This is a genomic window from Vibrio albus (assembly GCF_003144035.1).
GTDB classification, from domain to species: Bacteria; Pseudomonadota; Gammaproteobacteria; order Enterobacterales; family Vibrionaceae; genus Vibrio; species Vibrio albus.
The window spans coordinates 476,941-498,276 of sequence record NZ_QFWT01000003.1; the positions used below are offsets into that span (position 1 = coordinate 476,941).

At 45.4% G+C, this 21,336-nt stretch carries 17 protein-coding genes; 11 read left to right on the forward strand and 6 right to left on the reverse strand.

Annotated features, from left to right (window positions below):
- Positions 1-33: 33 nt before the first annotated feature.
- A complete protein-coding gene (gene proQ, locus DI392_RS08285) occupies positions 34-666 on the reverse strand; it encodes an RNA chaperone ProQ (RefSeq protein ID WP_109319427.1) in 633 nt (210 codons plus the stop codon).
- A 94-nt stretch (positions 667-760) separates the two neighbouring features.
- Positions 761-1,246, reverse strand: a complete 486-nt coding sequence (locus DI392_RS08290; RefSeq protein ID WP_109319428.1) for a GAF domain-containing protein — start codon at positions 1,244-1,246, stop codon at positions 761-763.
- 183 nt (positions 1,247-1,429) lie between these two features.
- On the opposite strand from DI392_RS08290, the gene DI392_RS08295 reads away from it, so the two are divergent.
- The 3 genes from DI392_RS08295 (at position 1,430) to rsmF (ending at position 6,909) form a co-directional block, all read left to right on the forward strand.
- Entirely contained in the window at positions 1,430-2,689 is a 1,260-nt protein-coding gene (locus tag DI392_RS08295) for a paraquat-inducible protein A (RefSeq protein ID WP_109319429.1), read from the forward strand.
- Positions 2,690-2,727: 38 nt separating this feature from the next.
- Entirely contained in the window at positions 2,728-5,370 is a 2,643-nt protein-coding gene (locus tag DI392_RS08300) for a PqiB family protein (protein ID WP_109319430.1), read from the forward strand.
- A 111-nt stretch (positions 5,371-5,481) separates the two neighbouring features.
- Positions 5,482-6,909, forward strand: coding sequence for a 16S rRNA (cytosine(1407)-C(5))-methyltransferase RsmF (gene rsmF / locus DI392_RS08305; RefSeq protein WP_109319431.1), 1,428 nt, complete (start codon positions 5,482-5,484; stop codon positions 6,907-6,909).
- Positions 6,910-7,092: 183 nt separating this feature from the next.
- Here rsmF and DI392_RS08310 read toward each other — a convergent pair whose 3' ends face one another.
- Positions 7,093-7,929 (reverse strand): CvfB family protein, encoded by an 837-nt coding sequence (locus DI392_RS08310; protein WP_109319432.1) that lies wholly within the window; start codon positions 7,927-7,929, stop codon positions 7,093-7,095.
- A gap of 132 nt (positions 7,930-8,061) precedes the next feature.
- Entirely contained in the window at positions 8,062-8,943 is an 882-nt protein-coding gene (locus DI392_RS08315; RefSeq protein WP_109319433.1) for a putative PEP-binding protein, read from the reverse strand.
- 267 nt (positions 8,944-9,210) lie between these two features.
- Here DI392_RS08315 and DI392_RS08320 point away from each other — a divergent pair, with 267 nt between their 5' ends.
- The 7 genes from DI392_RS08320 (at position 9,211) to DI392_RS08350 (ending at position 16,417) form a co-directional block, all read left to right on the forward strand.
- Positions 9,211-10,275, forward strand: coding sequence for a 3-deoxy-7-phosphoheptulonate synthase (locus DI392_RS08320; protein ID WP_109319434.1), 1,065 nt, complete (start codon positions 9,211-9,213; stop codon positions 10,273-10,275).
- Between the two features lie 575 nt (positions 10,276-10,850).
- Positions 10,851-11,879: an amino acid ABC transporter substrate-binding protein gene (locus DI392_RS08325; RefSeq protein ID WP_109319435.1), complete on the forward strand. Its 1,029-nt coding sequence runs from the start codon at positions 10,851-10,853 to the stop codon at positions 11,877-11,879.
- A 74-nt stretch (positions 11,880-11,953) separates the two neighbouring features.
- Positions 11,954-13,180, forward strand: a complete 1,227-nt coding sequence (locus tag DI392_RS08330) for an amino acid ABC transporter permease (protein ID WP_425445684.1) — start codon at positions 11,954-11,956, stop codon at positions 13,178-13,180.
- Positions 13,181-13,192: 12 nt separating this feature from the next.
- Complete coding sequence (locus DI392_RS08335) at positions 13,193-14,290, forward strand: amino acid ABC transporter permease (protein ID WP_109319436.1); 1,098 nt, start codon at positions 13,193-13,195, stop codon at positions 14,288-14,290.
- A 27-nt stretch (positions 14,291-14,317) separates the two neighbouring features.
- Positions 14,318-15,073: an amino acid ABC transporter ATP-binding protein gene (locus tag DI392_RS08340; RefSeq protein ID WP_109319437.1), complete on the forward strand. Its 756-nt coding sequence runs from the start codon at positions 14,318-14,320 to the stop codon at positions 15,071-15,073.
- Positions 15,074-15,317: 244 nt separating this feature from the next.
- Entirely contained in the window at positions 15,318-15,980 is a 663-nt protein-coding gene (locus DI392_RS08345; protein ID WP_109319438.1) for a Bax inhibitor-1/YccA family protein, read from the forward strand.
- A 107-nt stretch (positions 15,981-16,087) separates the two neighbouring features.
- Positions 16,088-16,417, forward strand: a complete 330-nt coding sequence (locus DI392_RS08350; RefSeq protein WP_109319439.1) for a TusE/DsrC/DsvC family sulfur relay protein — start codon at positions 16,088-16,090, stop codon at positions 16,415-16,417.
- 28 nt (positions 16,418-16,445) lie between these two features.
- Here DI392_RS08350 and yccX read toward each other — a convergent pair whose 3' ends face one another.
- On the reverse strand, positions 16,446-16,721 hold the full coding sequence (yccX, locus tag DI392_RS08355) for an acylphosphatase (RefSeq protein ID WP_109319440.1): 276 nt from the start codon (positions 16,719-16,721) through the stop codon (positions 16,446-16,448).
- Between the two features lie 139 nt (positions 16,722-16,860).
- Here yccX and DI392_RS08360 point away from each other — a divergent pair, with 139 nt between their 5' ends.
- Positions 16,861-18,054, forward strand: a complete 1,194-nt coding sequence (locus DI392_RS08360) for a class I SAM-dependent methyltransferase (protein WP_109319441.1) — start codon at positions 16,861-16,863, stop codon at positions 18,052-18,054.
- 64 nt (positions 18,055-18,118) lie between these two features.
- Here DI392_RS08360 and DI392_RS08365 read toward each other — a convergent pair.
- The coding region (locus DI392_RS08365) for a VCBS domain-containing protein (RefSeq protein ID WP_146194529.1) at positions 18,119-21,336 on the reverse strand (3,218 nt) is incomplete at its 5' end.

The following is a 21,336-nucleotide window of genomic DNA, read 5'->3' on the forward strand; positions in this document are numbered from 1 at the left end:
CTCCTTAACATACGTGATACAACCACGTATGAATTATGCACGCAGATGCTCCGCCTTAACAACCATTTGCAGGCCATTCGCCAGGCTAACGCGTACATCATCCTTATTAATTTCTACAATCGTAGCAGCCATATTACCTTTGCCCATATTAACATGCACGTCTTTACCAACATTTAATTCGTCAGTCGTTAACTTGCGTGTCTCCTGAACAGGTTTATTCTCTGCCTTAGTGTGTTTCGGCTTTGCAGGACGTCTCTGCTGAGGCTTCTTCGCTTTAGGCTTATTCGTTTTACCTTCTTCACGAGCCTTCTCTGCCTGTTCTTTACGACGAGTATTAACTCGTGCCTTGCTTTCTGATAACGTTTTCTTGGCGTGGTCGATATGTTCCTGCTCAACTTCACCACAATCGTTACCATCAAGATCAACACGTACTGCACCTGCTTTTACGCCATAAAGGTAACGCCAGGATGAAGTATATTGTCGCAATGCTGCGCGTAGCTGAGTTTTACTGACCTTTTCGTCATCAGCTAGACGCTCGGCAAGATCTTGAAAAAGACCGATTTTAAGTGGCTTTGCTTCACCTTCTAAAGTAAAGCATTTAGGGAAACATTCAGCAATATACGCAATCACTTCTTTGCTATTTTTTAACTTTTCAGTGTTTTCCATGAGGATTCCTGGTTCGGTGCGGCCTTTTTCCGCGCGATCTGTTGTCTGGTAAATAATCTGGCTATTATAGTGAGATAGAGTTGAAAAACCACATTCAATCCTGAATTTGTGCTTTGTTCGCGTGTGAATTGAGCAGCTTTTCCACTTCCTGCACTAAATTCTCTAATCCCAACTGGTCATTTTCATTAAAACGCCCCACTTCAGGGCTATCAATATCCAACACGCCAGCAATGTTTCCATTAATAGAAAAAGGAATCACAATTTCTGAGTTACTTTCCGCATCACAGGCAATATGGCCTTCAAATTGATGGACATCATACACTCTTTGTGTCCGGTTTTCTGCAACAGCAGTACCACACACACCCCGACCAACAGGAATGCGGACACAGGCCGGCTTTCCCTGAAAAGGTCCGAGAACAAGCTCATCATTTTTTAACAGATAAAAGCCCACCCAATTGAGCGCGTCTAACTCCATATTCAAAAGCGCACTAAGATTCGACAGGTTCGCTGTCAAATCGGTTTCTGATTCCAGTAAAGCAATCGCCTGCCTGGTTAACGTCTGATACTGAACCAATGTCATTCCTCAAATCTAAGTCCCAGTGGATGGGATAGGTTATTTCACAAGAATAATACAAGATATAGAAAAAGATTTTAACCATACAAAAACAATGCCTTATACTATTTATAGTCAGGATTCATAAATTCGTGGCTAAGATTCATAATTTGGCGTACATAATTGTCTTCGGATATCAGGGAAAGAGCCGTGTCAACTCAGCAACATCAACAGCCAGTTAGAAAAGTCAGATTATGTCAGGGGTGTGAACTTCCTGTCGATTTGACCCCGGTTCCCAATGGAAAAAGCGCCTACTGTCCCCGGTGTGGTACGCAACTCTACCGGGGTGGTAAACACGCCCTGTCCGGTAATCTTGCTCTGGCGATTACCTGCCTGTTGTTGTTTATCCCTTCCCATTTATTCCCTTTTATCAACATTCGGCTGATTGGAGTCACCTTTACCGCCACAATTCCATCCGGCATTTACAGTCTGATACAAGAAGGGTTCCCCGAACTGGCGATATTAGTATTTTTCTGTAGTTCTCTGGCACCATTTGCTGTTTGTGTATCTGTAGTGGGCGCTCATATAGCTCTCAGAAAACGTTGGTTTAAAGTATTGAAATATTCCTTAACGTTAAGTCAATGTCTAAAACATTGGGTAATGTTGGATGTGTTTCTTGCTGCCATCGCAATTTCCTGCTTTAAGTTGCAAGATTATGCTGATATTCAGGTTGATACCGGACTGTACGGCTTAATACTATTGCAGATATTTATTCTGATGCTTATTACCCGAATCAGCGTACGACGCTACTGGGAGCGCTGGCAACCCGAATCAACCTACTCGTTCGAACATAAACATGTGCATTGTCATCACTGTCACTTATCTCAGCCTGACGGTTCCCATTGCCTACGGTGCCAAAAGCCACTGCATCACAGGAAACCATATTCCGTTCAAAAAACCTGGGCTTATTTAATTGCTGCCACCGTGGCCATTTTTCCAGCGAACCTTATCCCTATATCTATCCTGTTTACTAACGGCCAGAGATTAGAAGACACCATTCTCTCCGGTGTTGCCTCCTTGATCACCGAAGGAATGCAAGGCATCGCTCTGATAATATTTATCGCCAGTATTATTGTGCCTGCCGCTAAGATACTGGGGATTGGCTGTATTCTTATTTATCTTCATTTTGGGAAGAGAAATATCCGTAAACAATTGATGAGTGTTTATTTTGCAGTTAAATGGATTGGTAAATGGTCTGTCATGGATATCTTCGTGATATCTATTATGATGACTCTGGTTGACAGAGGTCGAATTCTTAATTTTACCCCCGGCTATGGCGCAATCGCTTTCGGAGCGGTAGTGGTATTAACTATGCTGGCAACAGAAAGCTTTGATCCCCGATTGATATGGGACGGTAAATCAAGCTCTGATAAAACCAAAGATACCGCGTTAGAGATAATAAAAGATTAAAATTTTCAGAATTTAAATATTCAAAAACGAGTAGCTCAATGGACAATGACGCAAAACAACAAGACTCTTACCCCCCCAAGGTAAAGCGTGATTATGGCATATCTCCCCTTTGGATTGTGCCACTGGTTACACTTGGCCTTGCCGTATGGTTAGTCATACAAGCAATCAATGAGGCAGGACAAAGTGTAAAAATATATTTTTCAGACGCAGAAGGTTTGATAGCTGGCCAGACAACCATCCGCTATCAAGGCCTCGAAGTTGGGATGGTAAGAAACATTACCCTGTCTGAAGAACTGGATAATATCTATGTTGATGTTGATGTTTATCCTGAAGCCACCAAGCTTCTAGGTAAAAATACCCGTTTTTGGCTGGTTAAACCAACCGCAAGCCTGTCAGGAATATCAGGCCTGGATGCTCTGGTATCTGGAAACTATATTGCCATTCAGCCCGGAAAAGAAATCGATGATGATGAACCCAGAGATGTCTATACGGCGCTGGAAGCCGCCCCAGCAGATTTACAGGCATCACAAGGGTTGAACATTACTCTTGAGTCAAATGATCTGGGCTCCGTGTCTATCGGTTCACAAATTCTGTATCGAAAAATCCCGATTGGTGAGGTATACAGCTATCAGTTATCAGATGATGGTGACCAGGTATTAATTAAAGCATTTATTAAACGAGAGTTTAGCCATATCGTGACTAGCGAGAGCCGTTTCTGGAATGTCAGCGGTATTGGTGCAAATATAGGATTCAAAGGTATTGATGTCCATTTCGAAAGTTTGAGCGCGTTGCTTGTCGGAGCCATTGCTGTGGATGCACCGGATACTGGCGAACCCATAGAAGAATATACTCACTTTAAGTTGTACCCAGACCTTAAAACGGCAGGACGCGGTATTCCGGTGACTATCCATTTACCTGAAGAGAATAAAATCGCCCCAAACGGTACTCCAATTATGTACAGAGGGATCGAAGTTGGGCAAATCACCGACCTGTCCTTTAATGGAGATCGCCAGTCAGTCATTGCCTCTGCCGCCATTCAGCCTTCATTTAGTGATCTGTTGACTACAGGCGCTCGTTTTCTGTTGGAAGAGCCTAAATTGTCACTCACCGAGCTGGATAACCTATCCAACCTGATCACCGGAAATTATCTGACATTAGTACCGGGAAACGGAGACAAAACCCGAACTTTCAAAGCCATTCGGAGGGACGACCTCCTGAAAGAACAAAAACAGTCGGTGCCCATTACATTGATTGCTGATGACTCCTTTGGGCTAACCGCAGGGTCATCGGTTCTATATAAAGGACTGACCGTTGGTTCTGTATCGTCACTTTCCCTGCTGGAAGGTCACGTGGAAATTAAAGCACTTATAGACAGACCATATAAAGATCTACTTAAATCCGCTAACCGTTTTTTTGTCACAGGACAAGCCACCGCCAAACTAACTGAATCTGGCTTAACGGTTTCTGTTCCACCCGCCAGACAACTGCTTACCGGCTCGGTTAGCTTTATCAGCCAGGGAAAACCGGAGAAACGCAATCAGTATCACCTCTATGGCAATAAAGCCCAGGCAGAACTGGCCACTTACAATCAACAAGGAACATCCCAGCTACAGCTCTTTGCTAAAGAACTTCCCTCTATCAGTGAAGGCAGCCCACTTCTTTACCGAAATATCCCCGTTGGGAAAATATCCGGTTACTCTCTCACGAGAGAAGGTGTCATTATTCAGGCGAAGATAGAAAACCGCTATCGTCATCTGATACAACCTCAGACTGTATTCTGGAACCGCTCAGGCGTTGAAGTCAACGCCAGCCTGAGTGGCGTTAATATAAAAGCGGCACCATTAAAATCCCTCATACAAGGAGGGATCGCTTTCGATGTTATTCCGGGAGTAGAAAATAAACGAGGTAAGAGTTGGTTACTTTATGCCGACTTTAAACACGCTAAAAACTACGGAAGAGAAATAACCCTCTCCACCAGCGAAAATATCTCGATAGGAAAAGGGACACCCATTCGTTATCAGGGAGTCACTGTAGGTGAAGTAACGCAGCTGCTTCCGGATTTTAAACACAGCGAAACAGATGTCATAGCCAGAGTAATGCCCGAGTACGTTCCTTATATTACAACTCGGGGTAGCTACTTTCAGGTTATTACACCGGAAGTAGGAATCAACGGCATTAAGAATCTCGATACCCTGCTTAGCTCGTATATTGATGTCAAACCTGGCTCAGGTAAAGCCGCATTCCACTTTGACCTGCACCTGAAACCACAAAAGGAGTCAGGTACACATTATACCCTGCAGAGTGAATCCAGAGATTCTCTGGAAGTCGGAACGCCGGTTCTTTACCGGGAAATGGAAGTAGGCAGTATCACGAATGTTGAACTCGGTGCGTTCGCTGACAGAATTATCGTCAGCATTGAAATAGACAAAAATTATGCCTATCTGATACGAGAAAATACGGTATTCTGGAATGTCTCCGGCGTCGATGTGTCTCTGGGGTTATCCGGAGCACATATAAAAGCCGGCACGGTAGACAGCATAATCCGGGGTGGAGTCGCATTTGCTATACCAGAGAGCACCACCCTTCGTCCTGTGGCCAGAGAGAATCAGTCTTTCTATCTATACCCGGAAGCAAAAGACGAATGGCTGGCCTGGAGAACCCCTATACCAAAACCTGAATAATTTTCAGTTGATCTGGCAGCCTTTCTGGCTGCCAGATAACCTTTTAATTCTACGCCGGATACAGGTAGAATAGCCGCCCTGTTTATTAGCCAGCTTATCCGGATAATTACTGTGCACCCTAATATCAAATTACCAGACGCTTTCCTGCAGCAAATTGAATCTATCATGCCAGCTCACCTGGATATGGAAGAATTTATCGCTGCATGCCAACGCCCTCTTCGTCGTAGCATTCGTGTTAACACCCTGAAAATATCGGTACAGGATTTTCTGTCTCGTGCCAGCAAAAAAGGATGGACATTAACACCAGTACCTTGGTGCGAAACCGGATTCTGGATCGAAAGAGACACAGAAGATACCACTCCGTTGGGCAATACCGCAGAGCACATGGCCGGGTTGTTTTATATACAGGAAGCCAGCTCTATGATGCCGGTCTCTGCTCTCCTTTTTGAGCAGGAAGATACGCTGAATACAGTGCTGGACGTTGCAGCGGCTCCGGGGTCAAAAACCACTCAAATAGCCGCAGCGATGCAGAACGAAGGTGCACTGGTTGCTAATGAATTCTCTGCTAGCCGAATTAAAGGGCTGTATTCTAATATTCAACGCTGCGGTGTAAGAAATGTCGCTCTGACCAACTTTGATGGACGAGTGTTTGGCGGCTGGCTCCCCGAGCAGTTTGATGCCATTCTTCTTGATGCGCCTTGCTCTGGTGAGGGTACTATTCGTAAAGACCCTGATGCAATGAATAACTGGAGTCGGGAATCGGTACTGGATATTGCTAGTACACAAAAAGACCTGATCGAGAGCGCGTTCCATGCTCTGAAACCAGGAGGGGTACTGGTGTATTCAACCTGTACTCTGAACCTGGAGGAAAATCAGCAGGTTTGTCACCACCTTAAAAATACTTTTGGTGACAAGGTCACGTTTGAACCTTTGGGTAGCCTTTTCGATGGTGCCGATAACGCCGTTACTGAAGAAGGCTTTCTGCATATTTATCCGCAAATTTTCGACAGCGAAGGCTTCTTTGTAGCAAGATTGCGTAAAAACACATCGGCTACCCCTCCACAAGTAAAGAAACGTTTGGGTAAGTTTCCTTTTGAAAAAGTCTCACACAAAAACAGTGACATTGTCGCTAAAGAGTTAAAGAACACCCTGGATATCATACTTCCAGATTCAGGTGTTCTGTGGCAACGCGATAACGAAGTGTGGCTTTTCCCTGGTACTTTGGAGCCGATGATCGGTCAGATACGTTTTGACCGCATGGGTATCAAGCTGGCGGAAGCCCATAAAAAAGGCTACCGATGGCAACATGAAGCCGTAATGGCTCTGGCCACTGGCGAGGAATCTATCTGTGTTGAACTATCCATAGAAGACGCCAGAGAATGGTTTATGGGCCGGGATATTCGCCCTGATGGTTTATCTGGAAAAGGCGAATTGATCGTAACGCTAAATAAAGATGTGATAGGGATCGGAAAATGGGTAGGAAACCGGATTAAGAATGGATTACCCCGCGAACTGGTTCGAGACGGTAACCTGTTCTAATCTCAAGCTATTCATAACGCATAAGCTAAACGCTGTTTAAAAAGGGCTTATTTAACGCCAGCCCATACTGGCAAAGCCCTGAGCCTGTACTAAACTTGAAGTAATTACAGCCAAGATTGATTAGCGCAGGCTCTATTGAGCCGTTCCCCTAGGCCCGACATCCTAAAGGTTTCGGGCTTTTTTTTACTCACTTAATCGAATACCGTCAGCATCGATGGTAATTTTACCCTGCTTATATAAGCCACCAATCGACTTCTTAAAAGTACCTTTACTGGCTCTGAATACATTAAAAATAGCTTCCGGTGAAGACTTATCATTCAACGGCAGAAAGCCACCTTTCTTTTCCAGGGTATCCATGATCTTACTACTCAGGTCATCCATTTTGGCTACACCCACTTTCTGTAAAGAAAGGTTTATCTTCCCGTCTTCGCGGATATCTTTGATATACCCTTTCAGACGCTTACCGATAAACAATTTACCAAATACATCGGAGCTGAAAATCATACCCCAGTGTGTGCCGTTGACAATGGCTTTATAGCCCAAATCACTACGTTCAGCGATAATCAGATCAACCTGTTCGTTACGCTTGTAGTTGGCAGGGACCTTATCCAGTAGCTTGTTGAATTTTGTGGTACCTACAATCCGGCCAGACGCTTTATCTGTATAGACGTATACCAGCACCTGCTGACCCGCTCTGAAACGTGTTCTTTGCTCACTAAATGGAATAAGCAGATCTTTTTCCTTTATCCCCCAACTGGCGAATGCCCCGGTCTGATTGATCCCTTCAATCTTCATCAGTCCCCATTCACCAACCTGAGCTATAGGTTTCTCTGTTGTCGCTGAAAGTTGGTTATCAGAGTCAAAATAGAGAAAAACATCCAGCTTCTGGCCTAATTCCACATCATCAGGGGCATGACGACCAGGAAGCAGTACCGAGCCATAATCCTCCGCATCCAGGAACAAACCGAAGTTTTCAACTTTCATCACTTCCAGTGAGTTTATCTGGCCAATGTTAATCATCTATTATCTCAACTCTTAATTTTCAGAAACAAAAAGGAGACAGCGTTCTGCTATCTCCTCTCCCTAAGCGCATTATACGCGATCTCAACAGGTAATGCTCGGTGAAATTACCTTTGATAATCCAAGTTCATGTTACGCCGTCACTGCAACCTGAACATTGTCCAGTTCAAGTAACGCTGCCTGCAGTAGTGGATACTGCTCAAGAACCGGACACACGACCAAATAAGGTTTACCCACTTTATTAATGGTTTTCGCCATCATTTTCATTAAGTCGATAACTGCATCATTCTGCATATCAAAGCTGTGAGTCAGAGCTTCATTAGACTTATCAACACCTAAAGTAAACTGAGCCAGATGATCCAGATTAATCACAGCCCCGTCAAAATAATGAAGCAGCTTATCAGCAAGCAATACCGATGAAGGAACATCACAGGAATACAGCAGTTTGAAACCATTCAAACCCCTAGGTAATCCCTGCTCAGCAAGGCGATCGATAATGGTAGCTGCATCTTTCAGAGCCCGGACAAAAGGCACTACTAGCTCTACATTAATACCATCCGCGCGTAACGATTTGATCACTTCACATTCCATAGCAAAAGCTTTGCTATAAGCATCTGAAGCAAATCGCACGACACCTCTTTTCCCCATCAGAGGGTTAATTTCAGCTTCTTCAACTTCTCCACCCAGAAGAGCGCCGAATGCATAACTATCTATATTGCTCAGACATACCCGAACCACTTTATGCTGCTCAGTAACAGCCTCTTTAATGGCGGTATACAGGGTATTGACGAAGTGTTCTTCAACGGAGACACCATTTAAAATAGAATCCAGTTTATTTCTCTCTGCCTCTGAGAGCTGAGAAACGTCTACTGACGGGTGATAACACACATTCTCCTTTATCAGGTCAGCCATTGATACGTACAGCTGATCCGACTGATTACTCTGAGTATAAGCAGGCAGTACGTTTACGATATTAAGTTCAGAGAAACTCTGTCCCTGTGTTGCATTACTCATTACGACTCCGGTTATAAACTTTTTTTGTTTTAACTGAACATACAATTCAAATCAGATTAACTCAAGCTAAATTTGATAATTATTTAAAAAAAATGAATAAATAATCACAAAGTGAGCATATTAACGCGCTACTGAAGATAAAGTAAACGCATCATCTGGTTTATATACTTGTCTATTTTCGCTATCTTACATGTTATCCACATGGTTTTTATACAAATTCTACTATCTGGATGATTTTATACTAACACTACTTCTATAGGCGACGTCATGCCATTAAAAACAGATGAACTTCGAACTCAGCCACTTGGCCCTATGCCAACTCCTGCCGAGCTGAGTACCCAATACCCGGTCACGGATAAAGTAGCAGATAAAATTTCACACTCTCGTAAACAGATTGAATCCATTCTCACAGGTCAAGATAAACGATTATTAGTGATTGTGGGTCCTTGCTCTGTTCACGACACCGAAGCCGCGCTCGATTACGCGCGCCGACTAAACGTGGTTCAGAATAAGTATAAAGAAGAACTTTTTATCGTAATGAGAACTTACTTTGAAAAACCACGAACTGTTGTTGGGTGGAAAGGCCTGATAACCGATCCCAATCTGGACGCTAGTTACGCGTTAGAAGCCGGATTAGCAAAAGCCCGTAGCCTGCTTCTTGAAATTAATAAGCTGGGACTGCCAACGGCAACTGAATTTCTGGATATGATTACCGGCCAGTATATTGCGGATCTTATTAGCTGGGGAGCCATTGGGGCACGTACCACAGAATCACAGATACACCGGGAAATGGCTTCTGCCCTTTCCTGCCCTGTCGGATTTAAAAATGGCACCAACGGAAACATAAAGATTGCTATTGACGCCATACGGGCCGCTAAATCCTCGCACTATTTTTATTCTCCGGATAAAACGGGCCGCATGACGGTTTACCGCACCAGTGGTAATCCATACGGCCATATTATTCTTCGTGGTGGAGATAATGGACCTAACTATGATCAGCAATCAGTACAGAGCGCGTGCGAAGCTCTTTCTGAGGTCAACCTGCCACAACGTCTCATTGTTGACTTTAGTCATGCCAACTGCCAGAAGCAGCATAAGAAGCAGTTAAAAGTTGCCGACAGTATTTGCGAGCAAATTCGTAATGGCAGTCAGCATATTGCTGGTGTAATGGCCGAAAGCTTTATCGTCGAAGGCAACCAGCCAATGACAGATGTGACTAACCTTATCTATGGCAAATCCATCACTGATCCATGCCTTAGTTGGGAAGACACACTTGATATGTTAGATATGCTCTCTTCAGCAGTACATGATGCTAGCGTCAATGCAGATTAATATCCTACAAATGCGCCTGCTATATGCAGGCGCATTTACCATATGTGAAGCCATTTACTGACATAAAACAAAAAGAACTGTCTTTCGGATCACACAAACCAAACAAAAAATAATATGAATAACAATTAGTTATTAATTTAATACTATTTATTTTAGTCTTATTACTTTACTTTGGCACGTATCCCCAAAATTGTGCATCCCACTTCTGTTAAGTTGCCTCTTAAAACTTTTTCTGTGTTTTTTTACCCAAAAACCCAGTCATATATTTCAGACCTGAACGCAAAACCAGAATATTGATTCAAACAGAATTTCATGCTGGCACCACACTCTTAATCCCCATTTCAGTGCAACATTGCACTATTTACTCTTTATATGTAATTCGTCATTCTAAATCATGTAGGGAGTACAAGGGAACGAGCATTACTCCTATAAATCAATGCATTACACAACACATTATATTTTTTGATAAAAGAAAAGAAGTCGGTTCCGGCCTCTGGGGCCGGCAACTAAAATATTACTATAGGAACGGCGAACCAGTCATAACTGGTTCAACTACAACTACAGGAAGGATGCAGATGAAAAACAAACTCACTATTATTGCTTCTGTTATAGCAGCTTCTGCTGCATTAATGTCAGGCAACGCCGCAGCAGCAGACTCTACTTTGGATAAGGTAAAATCACAGGGATACCTATCATGTGGTGTTACTACAGGTCTGGCCGGTTTCTCTAACCCTAACGAAAAAGGTGAATGGGAAGGTCTGGATGTTGCCTATTGTGAAGCCGTAGCAGCTGCAGTATTCGGTGACAAATCTAAAGTAAAATTTGTACCTCTTACGGCAAAAGAACGTTTCACAGCCCTTCAGTCCGGTGAGATTGATGTTCTGGCTCGTAACACAACCTGGACTCTGCAACGAGATACGGCTCTTGGTCTGAACTTCGTAGGTGTTAACTACTACGACGGACAAGGCTTTATGGTATCGAAAGATCTGGGTGTAACAAGCGTGAAAGAGCTGGATGGTGCATCGGTTTGTATCCAGTCAGGTACAACAACAGAACTGAACCTTGCCGATTACTTCCGTAACCACGGCATGTCTTTCAAACCTGTTGTTTTCGACACTTCTGCACAGACAGCTGCTGGTTTTGACTCTGGTCGATGCGATGTACTGACTTCAGATCAGTCTCAACTCTATGCGCTGCGCCTTAACCTGAAAGATCCATCGTCAGCCGCTGTTTTACCTGAAATCATTTCTAAAGAACCTCTGGGACCGGTTGTCCGTCAGGGTGACGATGCGTGGTTCAACGTTGCTAAGTGGACACTGTTCGCAATGGTTAACGCTGAAGAGTACGGTGTCACATCGAAAAATGCGGATGACATGCTGAAGTCAAAAGATCCAAACGTACGACGTATTCTGGGTGTTGACGGTCCAAAAGGTAAAGCACTGGGTCTTGATGACAACTGGGGTTACAACGTTGTTAAGCAGGTGGGTAACTACGGTGAAGTCTTCGAATCTCAGGTTGGCTCCGGCTCACCTCTTAAGATTGCCCGTGGCGTAAACGCTCTGTGGAATGCAGGTGGCTTTATGTATGCTCCACCAATTCGTTAATTTCTGAAATTGTTTGTCTCCTGAAGGGTGGTTCCAATCACCCTTTTTTCAATAAATTTAGAGGTTATCGCTGTATGAAACCAACAAATATAATAACTACTAATCAGCTAGGTATTGCTGACAGCGAATCAATGACAGAAAGTAAAAGTACAAATTTCTTGTACAACCCGACTTTCCGTTCTATTGCTTTCCAGCTTATAGCCATACTAGGACTGGTCTACTTCTTTTATGCCATTATTTCGAACGCACTAAACAATCTGGATGCCCGCGGTATTGCCACTGGTTTTGATTTCCTTTCACAGGAAGCAGGCTTCGGTATATCCATGTCTCTCATTGACTATGATGAGACTTTTTCCTACGGAAGAACGTTCCTGGTAGGCCTGCTGAATACAGCTCTGGTCTCTTTTCTGGGAATTATATTCGCATCGATGCTTGGATTCACAATTGGTATAGCAAGACTTTCATCAAACTGGATTGTCAATCGTTTTGCGGCTGTATACATCGAAATTTTCCGAAGTATCCCACTACTTTTGCAAATCTTCTTTTGGTATTTTGCGGTACTTCAGGTGTTACCTTCACCAAGACAGAGCCTTAGTCTGGGAGAGGCTATATTCGTAAACGTTCGCGGCCTGTATTTTCCAGCTCCGGTTTTTGAGCCGGGTAGTGAGCTGTTTCTTGGAACACTTATCTTAGGTATGGTGTTTGCCGTTATTGTTCACTTTTGGGCTAAAGACAAACAGGAAAGAACCGGTGAACAGACACCGACTTTCCGTATTGCACTGGGCTTAATCGTAGGCCTTCCCGGACTGGTTTTCCTGTTCAGCGGTATGCCTGTTTCTGCCGACCTCCCGGTATTGAAAGGATTCAACTTCCGTGGTGGCGTTACTGTCATACCAGAGCTGATTGCCCTACTGCTGGCGCTAAGCATCTATACAGCTTCGTTTATTGCGGAGATTGTTCGTTCTGGCATTAACTCCGTCAACCATGGTCAGACCGAAGCAGCCATGTCACTGGGTCTGCCAACCGGCAAGACATTAAAGTTAATCATCATTCCTCAGGCTATGCGTGTCATTATTCCGCCTCTGACCAGTCAGTTCCTTAACCTGACAAAGAACTCGTCTCTGGCGATGGCCATCGGTTATCCGGATCTGGTTTCCGTGTTTGCGGGAACAACGCTAAACCAGACAGGTCAGGCTATCGAAATCATCGCGATGACCATGGCGGTTTATCTGGCATTGAGCCTAATCACCTCAGCCTTTATGAACATTTACAACAAAAAAGTTTCTCTGGTGGAACGTTAAGAGGAAAGATAAATGAAAGTACATCAATTTCAGGAAGATCTGCCACCACCAGCAAATACTGTTGGGCTTGTTGGCTGGATAAGAAAAAACTTATTTAACAGCCCGCTAAACACCATTCTAACTTTTGTACTTGGTTACATAGCGGTATCTATCATTCTTGCGGTCGGTGAATGGGGCATCCTAAATGCCGACTGGATTGGCACAACCGCCGATGCCTGTAGTAAAGACGGTGCTTGCTGGGTATTTATCAGCGTACGCTGGGAACAATTCATGTACGGCTTTTACCCAGATGCAGAGCTGTGGCGTCCCCGCTTTTTCTACGCAACACTAGCCATTCTTATCGCCCTGCTAGCGTATGAAAAAACACCTAAGCGTACCTGGATAGCATTATTTACCATCACTATTTACCCGTTAATAATTGCGACTTTGCTATACGGTGGCGTATTTGGCCTGGAAACGGTTGAAACCCACCTTTGGGGTGGCCTGTTGGTCACTCTGGTTATTGCACTGGTTGGTATTGTGGTTTCTCTGCCTATCGGTATTGTTCTGGCACTTGGTCGCCGTTCGGATATGCCGGTTATTCGTTCTATCAGTACGGTGTATATCGAAGTCTGGCGTGGCGTACCACTTATTACCGTTCTGTTTATGGCTTCCGTTATGCTGCCACTGTTCCTTTCTGAAGGGTCAGAAACCGACAAACTCGTTCGCGCTCTTATTGGTGTGGTGATGTTCGCATCGGCTTATATGGCGGAAGTCGTTCGGGGTGGTCTGCAAGCGATTCCGAAAGGTCAGTATGAAGCAGCTGATGCTCTGGGCTTAAGTTACTGGAAAAAAATGGGGTTGGTTATTCTTCCTCAATCACTGAAAATTTCCATTCCTTCGATTGTGAATACTTTTATTGAGTTATTCAAAGATACCAGTCTGGTACTGATCATCGGTATGTTCGATGTGCTTGGTATCGGTCAATCAGCAAACACCGACCCTGAATGGCTTGGGTTTGCAACAGAGAGTTATGTATTTGTCGCGTTAGTGTTCTGGGTGTTCTGCTTTGGCATGTCGAGATATTCGATCTGGCTTGAGAACAAACTTCATACCGGTCACAAACGATAAGTTAAATAAAGAATTCGAGGACGTATTATGACGCAGCAACCACAAGATGATTATGTAATCAAAATCAAACACATGAACAAATGGTACGGCGAGTTTCACGTACTGAAAGACATTAACCTTAAAGTTAAAAAAGGCGAGAAAATTGTAATCTGTGGCCCTTCTGGCTCAGGTAAATCCACAATGATCCGCTGTATTAACCGTCTTGAAGAACACCAACAAGGGAAGATTATTGTCGGTGGTACCGAATTAACAGAAGATCTGAAGAACATCGAAGCGGTTCGTCATGAAGTTGGTATGTGCTTCCAGCACTTTAATCTGTTCCCTCACCTGTCTGTACTGGATAACTGTACGCTGGCACCAATCTGGGTGAAGAAAATGCCTAAAGAGGAAGCAGAAGAAATTGCGATGAAATACCTGGAGCGGGTTAAGATCCCGCATCAGGCCCACAAGTACCCAGGACAACTTTCTGGTGGTCAGCAGCAACGTGTAGCGATTGCCCGTTCACTATGCATGAACCCAAACATTATGTTGTTTGATGAACCAACATCGGCGCTTGACCCAGAAATGGTTCGTGAAGTACTGGACGTAATGGTTGAACTGGCCGAAGAAGGCATGACTATGCTTTGTGTTACTCACGAAATGGGCTTTGCGAAAGAAGTAGCGGATCGAGTTATCTTTATGGATGCCGGTGAAATTATTGAAGAAAACAACCCCGTTGATTTCTTCGAAAACCCGCAATCCGATCGCACCCAGAACTTCCTGAGTCAGATCCTAAGTCACTAAATTGGTGATCTTATTTCACTATACGACCAAAGGGTTAAGCTTCGGCTTAACCCTTTTACTTTTCCAGTCGTCAGAAGATATTCTCGCCCTTCCGTGCTGACACATTCTGTTACACCTTTACTCGCAGTAAACTTATTAATTTTATTAGAATTGATATAGCAAATGGTGAAGTTAGGGGTTGAAATTCTGAACTTTCACGCCAATATATAACCTAAATTAGAAAGTCACTTTTGTGAGGAAGATTATGAATAGTCCAATGGTATCCCGTACCACTACCCAACAAGGTGTGATGCAGACAAACAAAGTCCTGCGTAATACCTATTTCCTGCTGTCAATGACACTACTCTGGTCTGCAGTAGTTGCCGGCTTCTCCATGGCGATGAATCTGCCTCGCCCGGGTTTAATCATTATGCTGGTTGGTTTTTACGGCCTGCTGTTTCTGGTTGAGAAAAACCGTAACAACAGTATGGGTCTGGTATTTACCTTCCTATTCACCGGTTTCTTAGGTTACACCATTGGTCCTATCCTTAGCATGTACATTGGTGCCGGCATGGGTGATGTGGTAATGACTGCGCTCGGCGGTACTGCTCTGGCTTTCCTTGGGGCATCAACCTACGCACTGACAACGAAACGAGACCTTTCCTTCCTAAACGGTATTATGATGGCCGGTTTCGTGGTTATTCTGGTCGCTATGGTTGCAAACATCTTCCTGCAGATGCCTGCTCTGTACCTGGCCATGAGCGGAATGTTCATCCTGTTCTCTACAGGTGCTATCCTGCTGACGACACAACAGATCGTGCGTGGTGGTGAAACCAACTACATTTCAGCCACCATTACGCTGTATGTCTCTATCTACAACCTGTTTATTAGCCTGTTAAGCATCCTTGGCGTGATGAACGACGACTAATTCAGCACTTAATAAATTTCCTAAGCCCGGAATTAACTTCCGGGCTTTTTTATTTGTAGAAGCTGATATACGCTTAATAACAGAGCAAACAACCGATAAGAAAACCCATGTTTAAATACCAAGGAAAACAAATAGAAACTGATTCAGAAGGTTACCTTCTAAATGTCGATGACTGGGAAGAAGGAATGATCGAAATCCTGGCACAGCAGGAAGGCATTGAACTGACTGATGATCACCTGGAGATTATCCATTTCGTGCGTGACTTTTATCAGGAGTTTAACACTTCCCCTGCCGTCAGAATGCTGGTAAAAGCGGTTGAAAAAGAACACGGCCCCGAAAAAGGTAATAGTAAGTACCTGTTTAAGCTATTTAAGAAAGGGCCAGCCAAGCAAGCAACCAAACTGGCCGGACTACCAAAGCCAGCCAAATGTTTGTAAGGTTGCAGGAGCGGAATTTAATCCGCTCCTAATACAGAATCTCAAAACTCCGATAACTCTTCACCTCTGCCGGTTCAGAAATTAGCTGAGTCACCGTCGCACTCCTCGGTCCCTCTTTCAGCCATTCATGCAGTGAATCCACTTTATCAGTGCTTCCGCATGCGATCACTTCGACGTCCCCGTTGTACAGGTTTTTAGCGTACCCTGTTAACCCTCTTTTCAGACCTTCGTGACACGTGTGATAACGAAACCCAACGCCCTGAACCACACCTTTTACAATAAACCTCATACACTTCTGAGTCATAATTCAGGCTCCTGTTTATCTCTGTATTTTATAGGTAGTTATATACAGTTTAGCGTAAAAGCCCGGGATAATTTATTGACTACCCGCCCGTTTTTTCGCGACAATACCGCCCCTTTTAGATCAAAGCAGGCAACACACCATGACAGCGTCCATTTATCTGGCGAAAGGCAGAGATAAGTCACTAAGACGAAAGCACCCTTGGATCTTTTCCAGAGGCGTAGAGCGGATTGAAGGCTCTCCTCAATCTGGCGAAACCGTCGATGTCTTCGCACAGAACGGTCAATGGTTGGCGAAAGCGGCCTATTCCCCTAGTTCTCAGATCCGTGCCCGTGTATGGAGTTTTGAAAAAGAAGAGATCAACAAAGACTTCTTTGTTAAACGTATTCAACAGGCTCAGTTGCTAAGAGAAGAGATTATTGAACGTGACGGCGTCACTGGGTACCGACTGATTGCCGCAGAATCTGACGGGCTTCCCGGCATTACCATTGACCGATACCAGAACTTTTTGGTGTGTCAGCTACTGAGCGCCGGTGCTGAGTGTCAGAAACAAGTTTTGGTCGAGGCCCTGCTTGAATGTTTCCCGAACAGCAATATCTATGAACGTTCGGATGTTTCTGTACGTAAAAAAGAAGGCCTTAAAGAAACAATGGGGGTACTCCACGGTGAAGAGCCGCCAGAGTCTGTCATCATTGAAGAAAACGGCGTAAAAATCAGTGTTGATATCAAAGGCGGGCATAAGACCGGCTTCTATCTTGACCAGCGAGACAGTCGTCAACAGTCTGTTAAATACGTCAAAGATAAAGAAGTGCTGAACTGTTTCTCCTATACCGGAGGCTTTGGCTTATACGCACTTAAGGGCGGAGCAAAACGAGTCATCAATGCCGATGTCTCACAGCCCGCTCTGGATACGGCGAAACATAATGCAGAAATCAACGGCTTTGATATCTCCAAAAAGCGTGCTGTGTTTCTGAATGCCGATGTATTTAAACTGCTGCGTGAATATCGCGATCAGGGTACTAAATTCGATGTGGTTATTATGGATCCACCTAAGTTTGCCGAGTCGAAAGCACAGCTTAATGGCGCATGCCGTGGCTACAAAGATATTAATATGCTGGCCATGCAGATCCTTAAGCCGGGCGGCACACTCTTAACCTACTCCTGCTCAGGTCTGATGGAACAGAGCCTATTCCAGAAAATTCTTTCAGATGCGGCTCTGGATGCTAATCGTTCAGTCAAGTTTATCGAGCGTTTTGAACAGGCAGCAGACCACCCGGTTGATACGGCTTATCCGGAAGGTTTTTACCTGAAAGGGTTTGCGTGTAAGGTGCTGTAGTATTCCTGAACTAAAAATCAGGGCTCCGGTAAAGGAGCCCTTTTTTATACACCGCATATAAAGACTAGTCTGTCACAATGCCATTGTTCTGTAACAAGTAGTCTGTTAATTGCGTAGTCATATCATCAGCATAACCTTCAAAAACAATGGTTACGCTTTCACCACCATGTTCGATAATCAGCTCAGAATCCAGTCCATTAGCTGACTCGGTGACAGAGAGTGAATTCAGGTAACTATCCACTTCGGTGTCAGACATATCAGACAGAATATCGGAAAGATCGATTTTATCACCATCAGCAATACTGAAATCTTTAATGGTATCGGTTGAGCCATCAAGGTCTTCAGCTTTCCAGATAAAGGTGTCGATACCCTCTCCGCCAACAAGAATATCGTTGCCTTCACCACCGATCAGATAATCATTACCCGCTCCGCCGTCAAGGTAATCATCGCCAGGACCTCCTCGAAGTACGTCGGTGGCATCACCACCATACAGGCTATCATTTCCTAATCCACCGTAGATTAAGTCCACCCCTCCTTGTCCATAAACGGTATCCTCTCCGTCTCCGCTGAACGCGACGTCAGTAAAGGCGTTATTGGTGTACTCATCAACAACTTTCGAATCAGAAGTGGTATCCATGTATTGCATTTCAGCATCTGTTGCATCGATAAATTTTTCAATATCATTGATCAATGCTTGCTCATCACCTTCCGTTTTGTTGGCTTTTGATGCATCGCCAAGGAAGATGGTATCGTCACCAGCACCAGTAGAAACGAAATCACCTCCTCCATAGGTATTGATGTTTGCACCATCAGCATCGTAAGGGATGTCCTGTTCAGTATCTGCACTACCAGGAATAGTTTTCCATGCAAGCACAGGATTATCAGGATCAGTAGTATCAATTTGGATAATATCCCTGACATCACCAGTAGCCTGGATATCAAATGGCACCACAGTGATATCTACACTGCCCGATACTGTACCTGTTCCATCGGATACAGAATAAGTGAAATCTCCGACATCACCATCAGCAACAGGATCATAGTCATATGGTGCGTCGTATTCCAAACCAAGAAGCTGTTCCTCAGTCAGGATGTCACCACTTTGAACGGGATCGCCGTTTGCGTAAGTAACCGTACCTAATGTCGGTAGTCCTGTCACTTCAATAGTCAATACACTATCGTCTACATCTGTTGGTGCTGTTAATCCAAGGTTAGTATCATCACTATCTTCAAAGACAGTAATCGTATTACTGGAAACAACTGGAAGATCATTCACACCGGTAATGGTGATAGTGATGTCATGTTCTGTTCCTTCAGCGGTTTCAACAGTAAACACTTCCTGTTTGGTGTCGCCGTCACCCAGATACTGCACATCGCTGTTGGCCACGTTGTAAACCCAGTTACCGGCCGCATCAATGGTTAATGAACCCAGAGCCCCAACACTGGCAACAACACTACCCGGTACAAAGACCGCCTCTCCTTCGTCCGCATCGGTAACCGTCAGAATGCCACTGTCGGTAAGGGTCGGATCACTGGCATCTTCGGTCACTGCACCGCTGTCATCACCAGAGACCACCGCGCCGTCATTCACACCGGTAATGGTGATAGTGATGTCATGTTCTGTTCCTTCAGCGGTTTCAACAGTAAACACTTCCTGTTTGGTGTCGCCGTCACCCAGGTACTGCACATCGCTGTTGGCTACGTTGTAGACCCAGTTACCGGCCGCATCGATGGTTAAGGAGCCTAACGCGCCCGCACTGGCACTTACGCTAGCCGGTACAAAGACCGCCTCACCTTCGTCCGCATCAGTAACCGTCAGAATACCACTGTCAGTCAACGTAGGATCGCTGGCGTCTTCGGTCACCGCACCGCTGTCATCACCAGAGACCACCGCGCCGTCATTCACACCGGTAATGGTGATAGTGATGTCATGTTCTGTTCCTTCAGCGGTTTCAACAGTAAAGACTTCCTGTTTGGTGTCGCCGTCACCCAGGTACTGCACATCGCTGTTGGCTACGTTGTAGACCCAGTTACCGGCCGCATCGATGGTTAAGGAGCCTAACGCGCCCGCACTGGCACTTACGCTGGCCGGTACAAAGACCGCCTCTCCTTCGTCCGCATCGGTAACCGTCAGAATGCCACTGTCGGTCAGGGTCGGATCGCTGGCGTCTTCGGTCACCGCACCGCTGTCATCACCGGAGACCACCGCGCCGTCATTCACGCCGGTAATGGTGATAGTGATGTCGTGTTCGGTGCCGTCTTCCGTTGCCACGGTAAACACTTCCTGTTTGGTGTCGCCGTCACCCAGGTACTGCACATCGCTGTTGGCCACGTTGTAAACCCAGTTACCGGCCGCATCAATGGTTAAGGAGCCTAACGCGCCCGCACTGGCACTTACGCTGGCCGGTACAAAGACCGCCTCTCCTTCGTCCGCATCGGTAACCGTCAGAATGCCACTGTCGGTCAGGGTCGGATCGCTGGCATCTTCGGTGACCGCACCGCTGTCATCACCGGAGACCACCGCGCCGTCATTCACACCGGTAATGGTGATGGTGATGTCGTGTTCGGTGCCGTCTTCCGTTGCCACGGTAAACACTTCCTGTTTGGTGTCGCCGTCACCCAGGTACTGCACATCGCTGTTGGCCACGTTGTAAACCCAGTTACCGGCCGCATCAATGGTTAAGGAGCCTAACGCGCCCGCACTGGCACTTACGCTGGCCGGTACAAAGACCGCCTCACCTTCGTCCGCATCAGTAACCGTCAGAATACCACTGTCAGTCAGCGTAGGATCGCTGGCATCTTCGGTCACTGCACCGCTGTCATCACCAGAGACCACCGCGCCGTCATTCACACCGGTAATGGTGATAGTGATGTCATGTTCTGTTCCTTCAGCGGTTTCAACAGTAAACACTTCCTGTTTGGTGTCGCCGTCACCCAGGTACTGCACATCGCTGTTGGCTACGTTGTAGACCCAGTTACCGGCCGCATCGATGGTTAAGGAGCCTAACGCGCCCGCACTGGCACTTACGCTGGCCGGTACAAAGACCGCCTCTCCTTCGTCCGCATCGGTAACCGTCAGAATGCCACTGTCGGTCAGGGTCGGATCGCTGGCGTCTTCGGTCACCGCACCGCTGTCGTCGCCGGAGACCACCGCGCCGTCATTCACGCCGGTAATGGTGATGGTGATGTCGTGTTCGGTACCGTCTTCCGTTGCCACGGTAAACACTTCCTGTTTGGTGTCGCCGTCACCCAGGTACTGCACATCGCTGTTGGCTACGTTGT

Bases quoted from the DNA above. Each gene is read 5' to 3' on its own strand.
- proQ (WP_109319427.1), bottom strand. From the start codon at position 666: ATGGAAAACACTGAAAAGTTAAAAAATAGCAAAGAAGTGATTGCGTAT.
- DI392_RS08290 (WP_109319428.1), bottom strand. From the start codon at position 1,246: ATGACATTGGTTCAGTATCAGACGTTAACCAGGCAGGCGATTGCTTTA.
- DI392_RS08300 (WP_109319430.1), top strand. From the start codon at position 2,728: ATGGACAATGACGCAAAACAACAAGACTCTTACCCCCCCAAGGTAAAG.
- DI392_RS08310 (WP_109319432.1), bottom strand. From the start codon at position 7,929: ATGATTAACATTGGCCAGATAAACTCACTGGAAGTGATGAAAGTTGAA.
- DI392_RS08315 (WP_109319433.1), bottom strand. From the start codon at position 8,943: ATGAGTAATGCAACACAGGGACAGAGTTTCTCTGAACTTAATATCGTA.
- DI392_RS08320 (WP_109319434.1), top strand. From the start codon at position 9,211: ATGCCATTAAAAACAGATGAACTTCGAACTCAGCCACTTGGCCCTATG.
- DI392_RS08325 (WP_109319435.1), top strand. From the start codon at position 10,851: ATGAAAAACAAACTCACTATTATTGCTTCTGTTATAGCAGCTTCTGCT.
- DI392_RS08330 (WP_425445684.1), top strand. From the start codon at position 11,954: ATGAAACCAACAAATATAATAACTACTAATCAGCTAGGTATTGCTGAC.
- DI392_RS08335 (WP_109319436.1), top strand. From the start codon at position 13,193: ATGAAAGTACATCAATTTCAGGAAGATCTGCCACCACCAGCAAATACT.
- DI392_RS08340 (WP_109319437.1), top strand. From the start codon at position 14,318: ATGACGCAGCAACCACAAGATGATTATGTAATCAAAATCAAACACATG.
- DI392_RS08345 (WP_109319438.1), top strand. From the start codon at position 15,318: ATGAATAGTCCAATGGTATCCCGTACCACTACCCAACAAGGTGTGATG.
- DI392_RS08350 (WP_109319439.1), top strand. From the start codon at position 16,088: ATGTTTAAATACCAAGGAAAACAAATAGAAACTGATTCAGAAGGTTAC.
- yccX (WP_109319440.1), bottom strand. From the start codon at position 16,721: ATGACTCAGAAGTGTATGAGGTTTATTGTAAAAGGTGTGGTTCAGGGC.
- DI392_RS08360 (WP_109319441.1), top strand. From the start codon at position 16,861: ATGACAGCGTCCATTTATCTGGCGAAAGGCAGAGATAAGTCACTAAGA.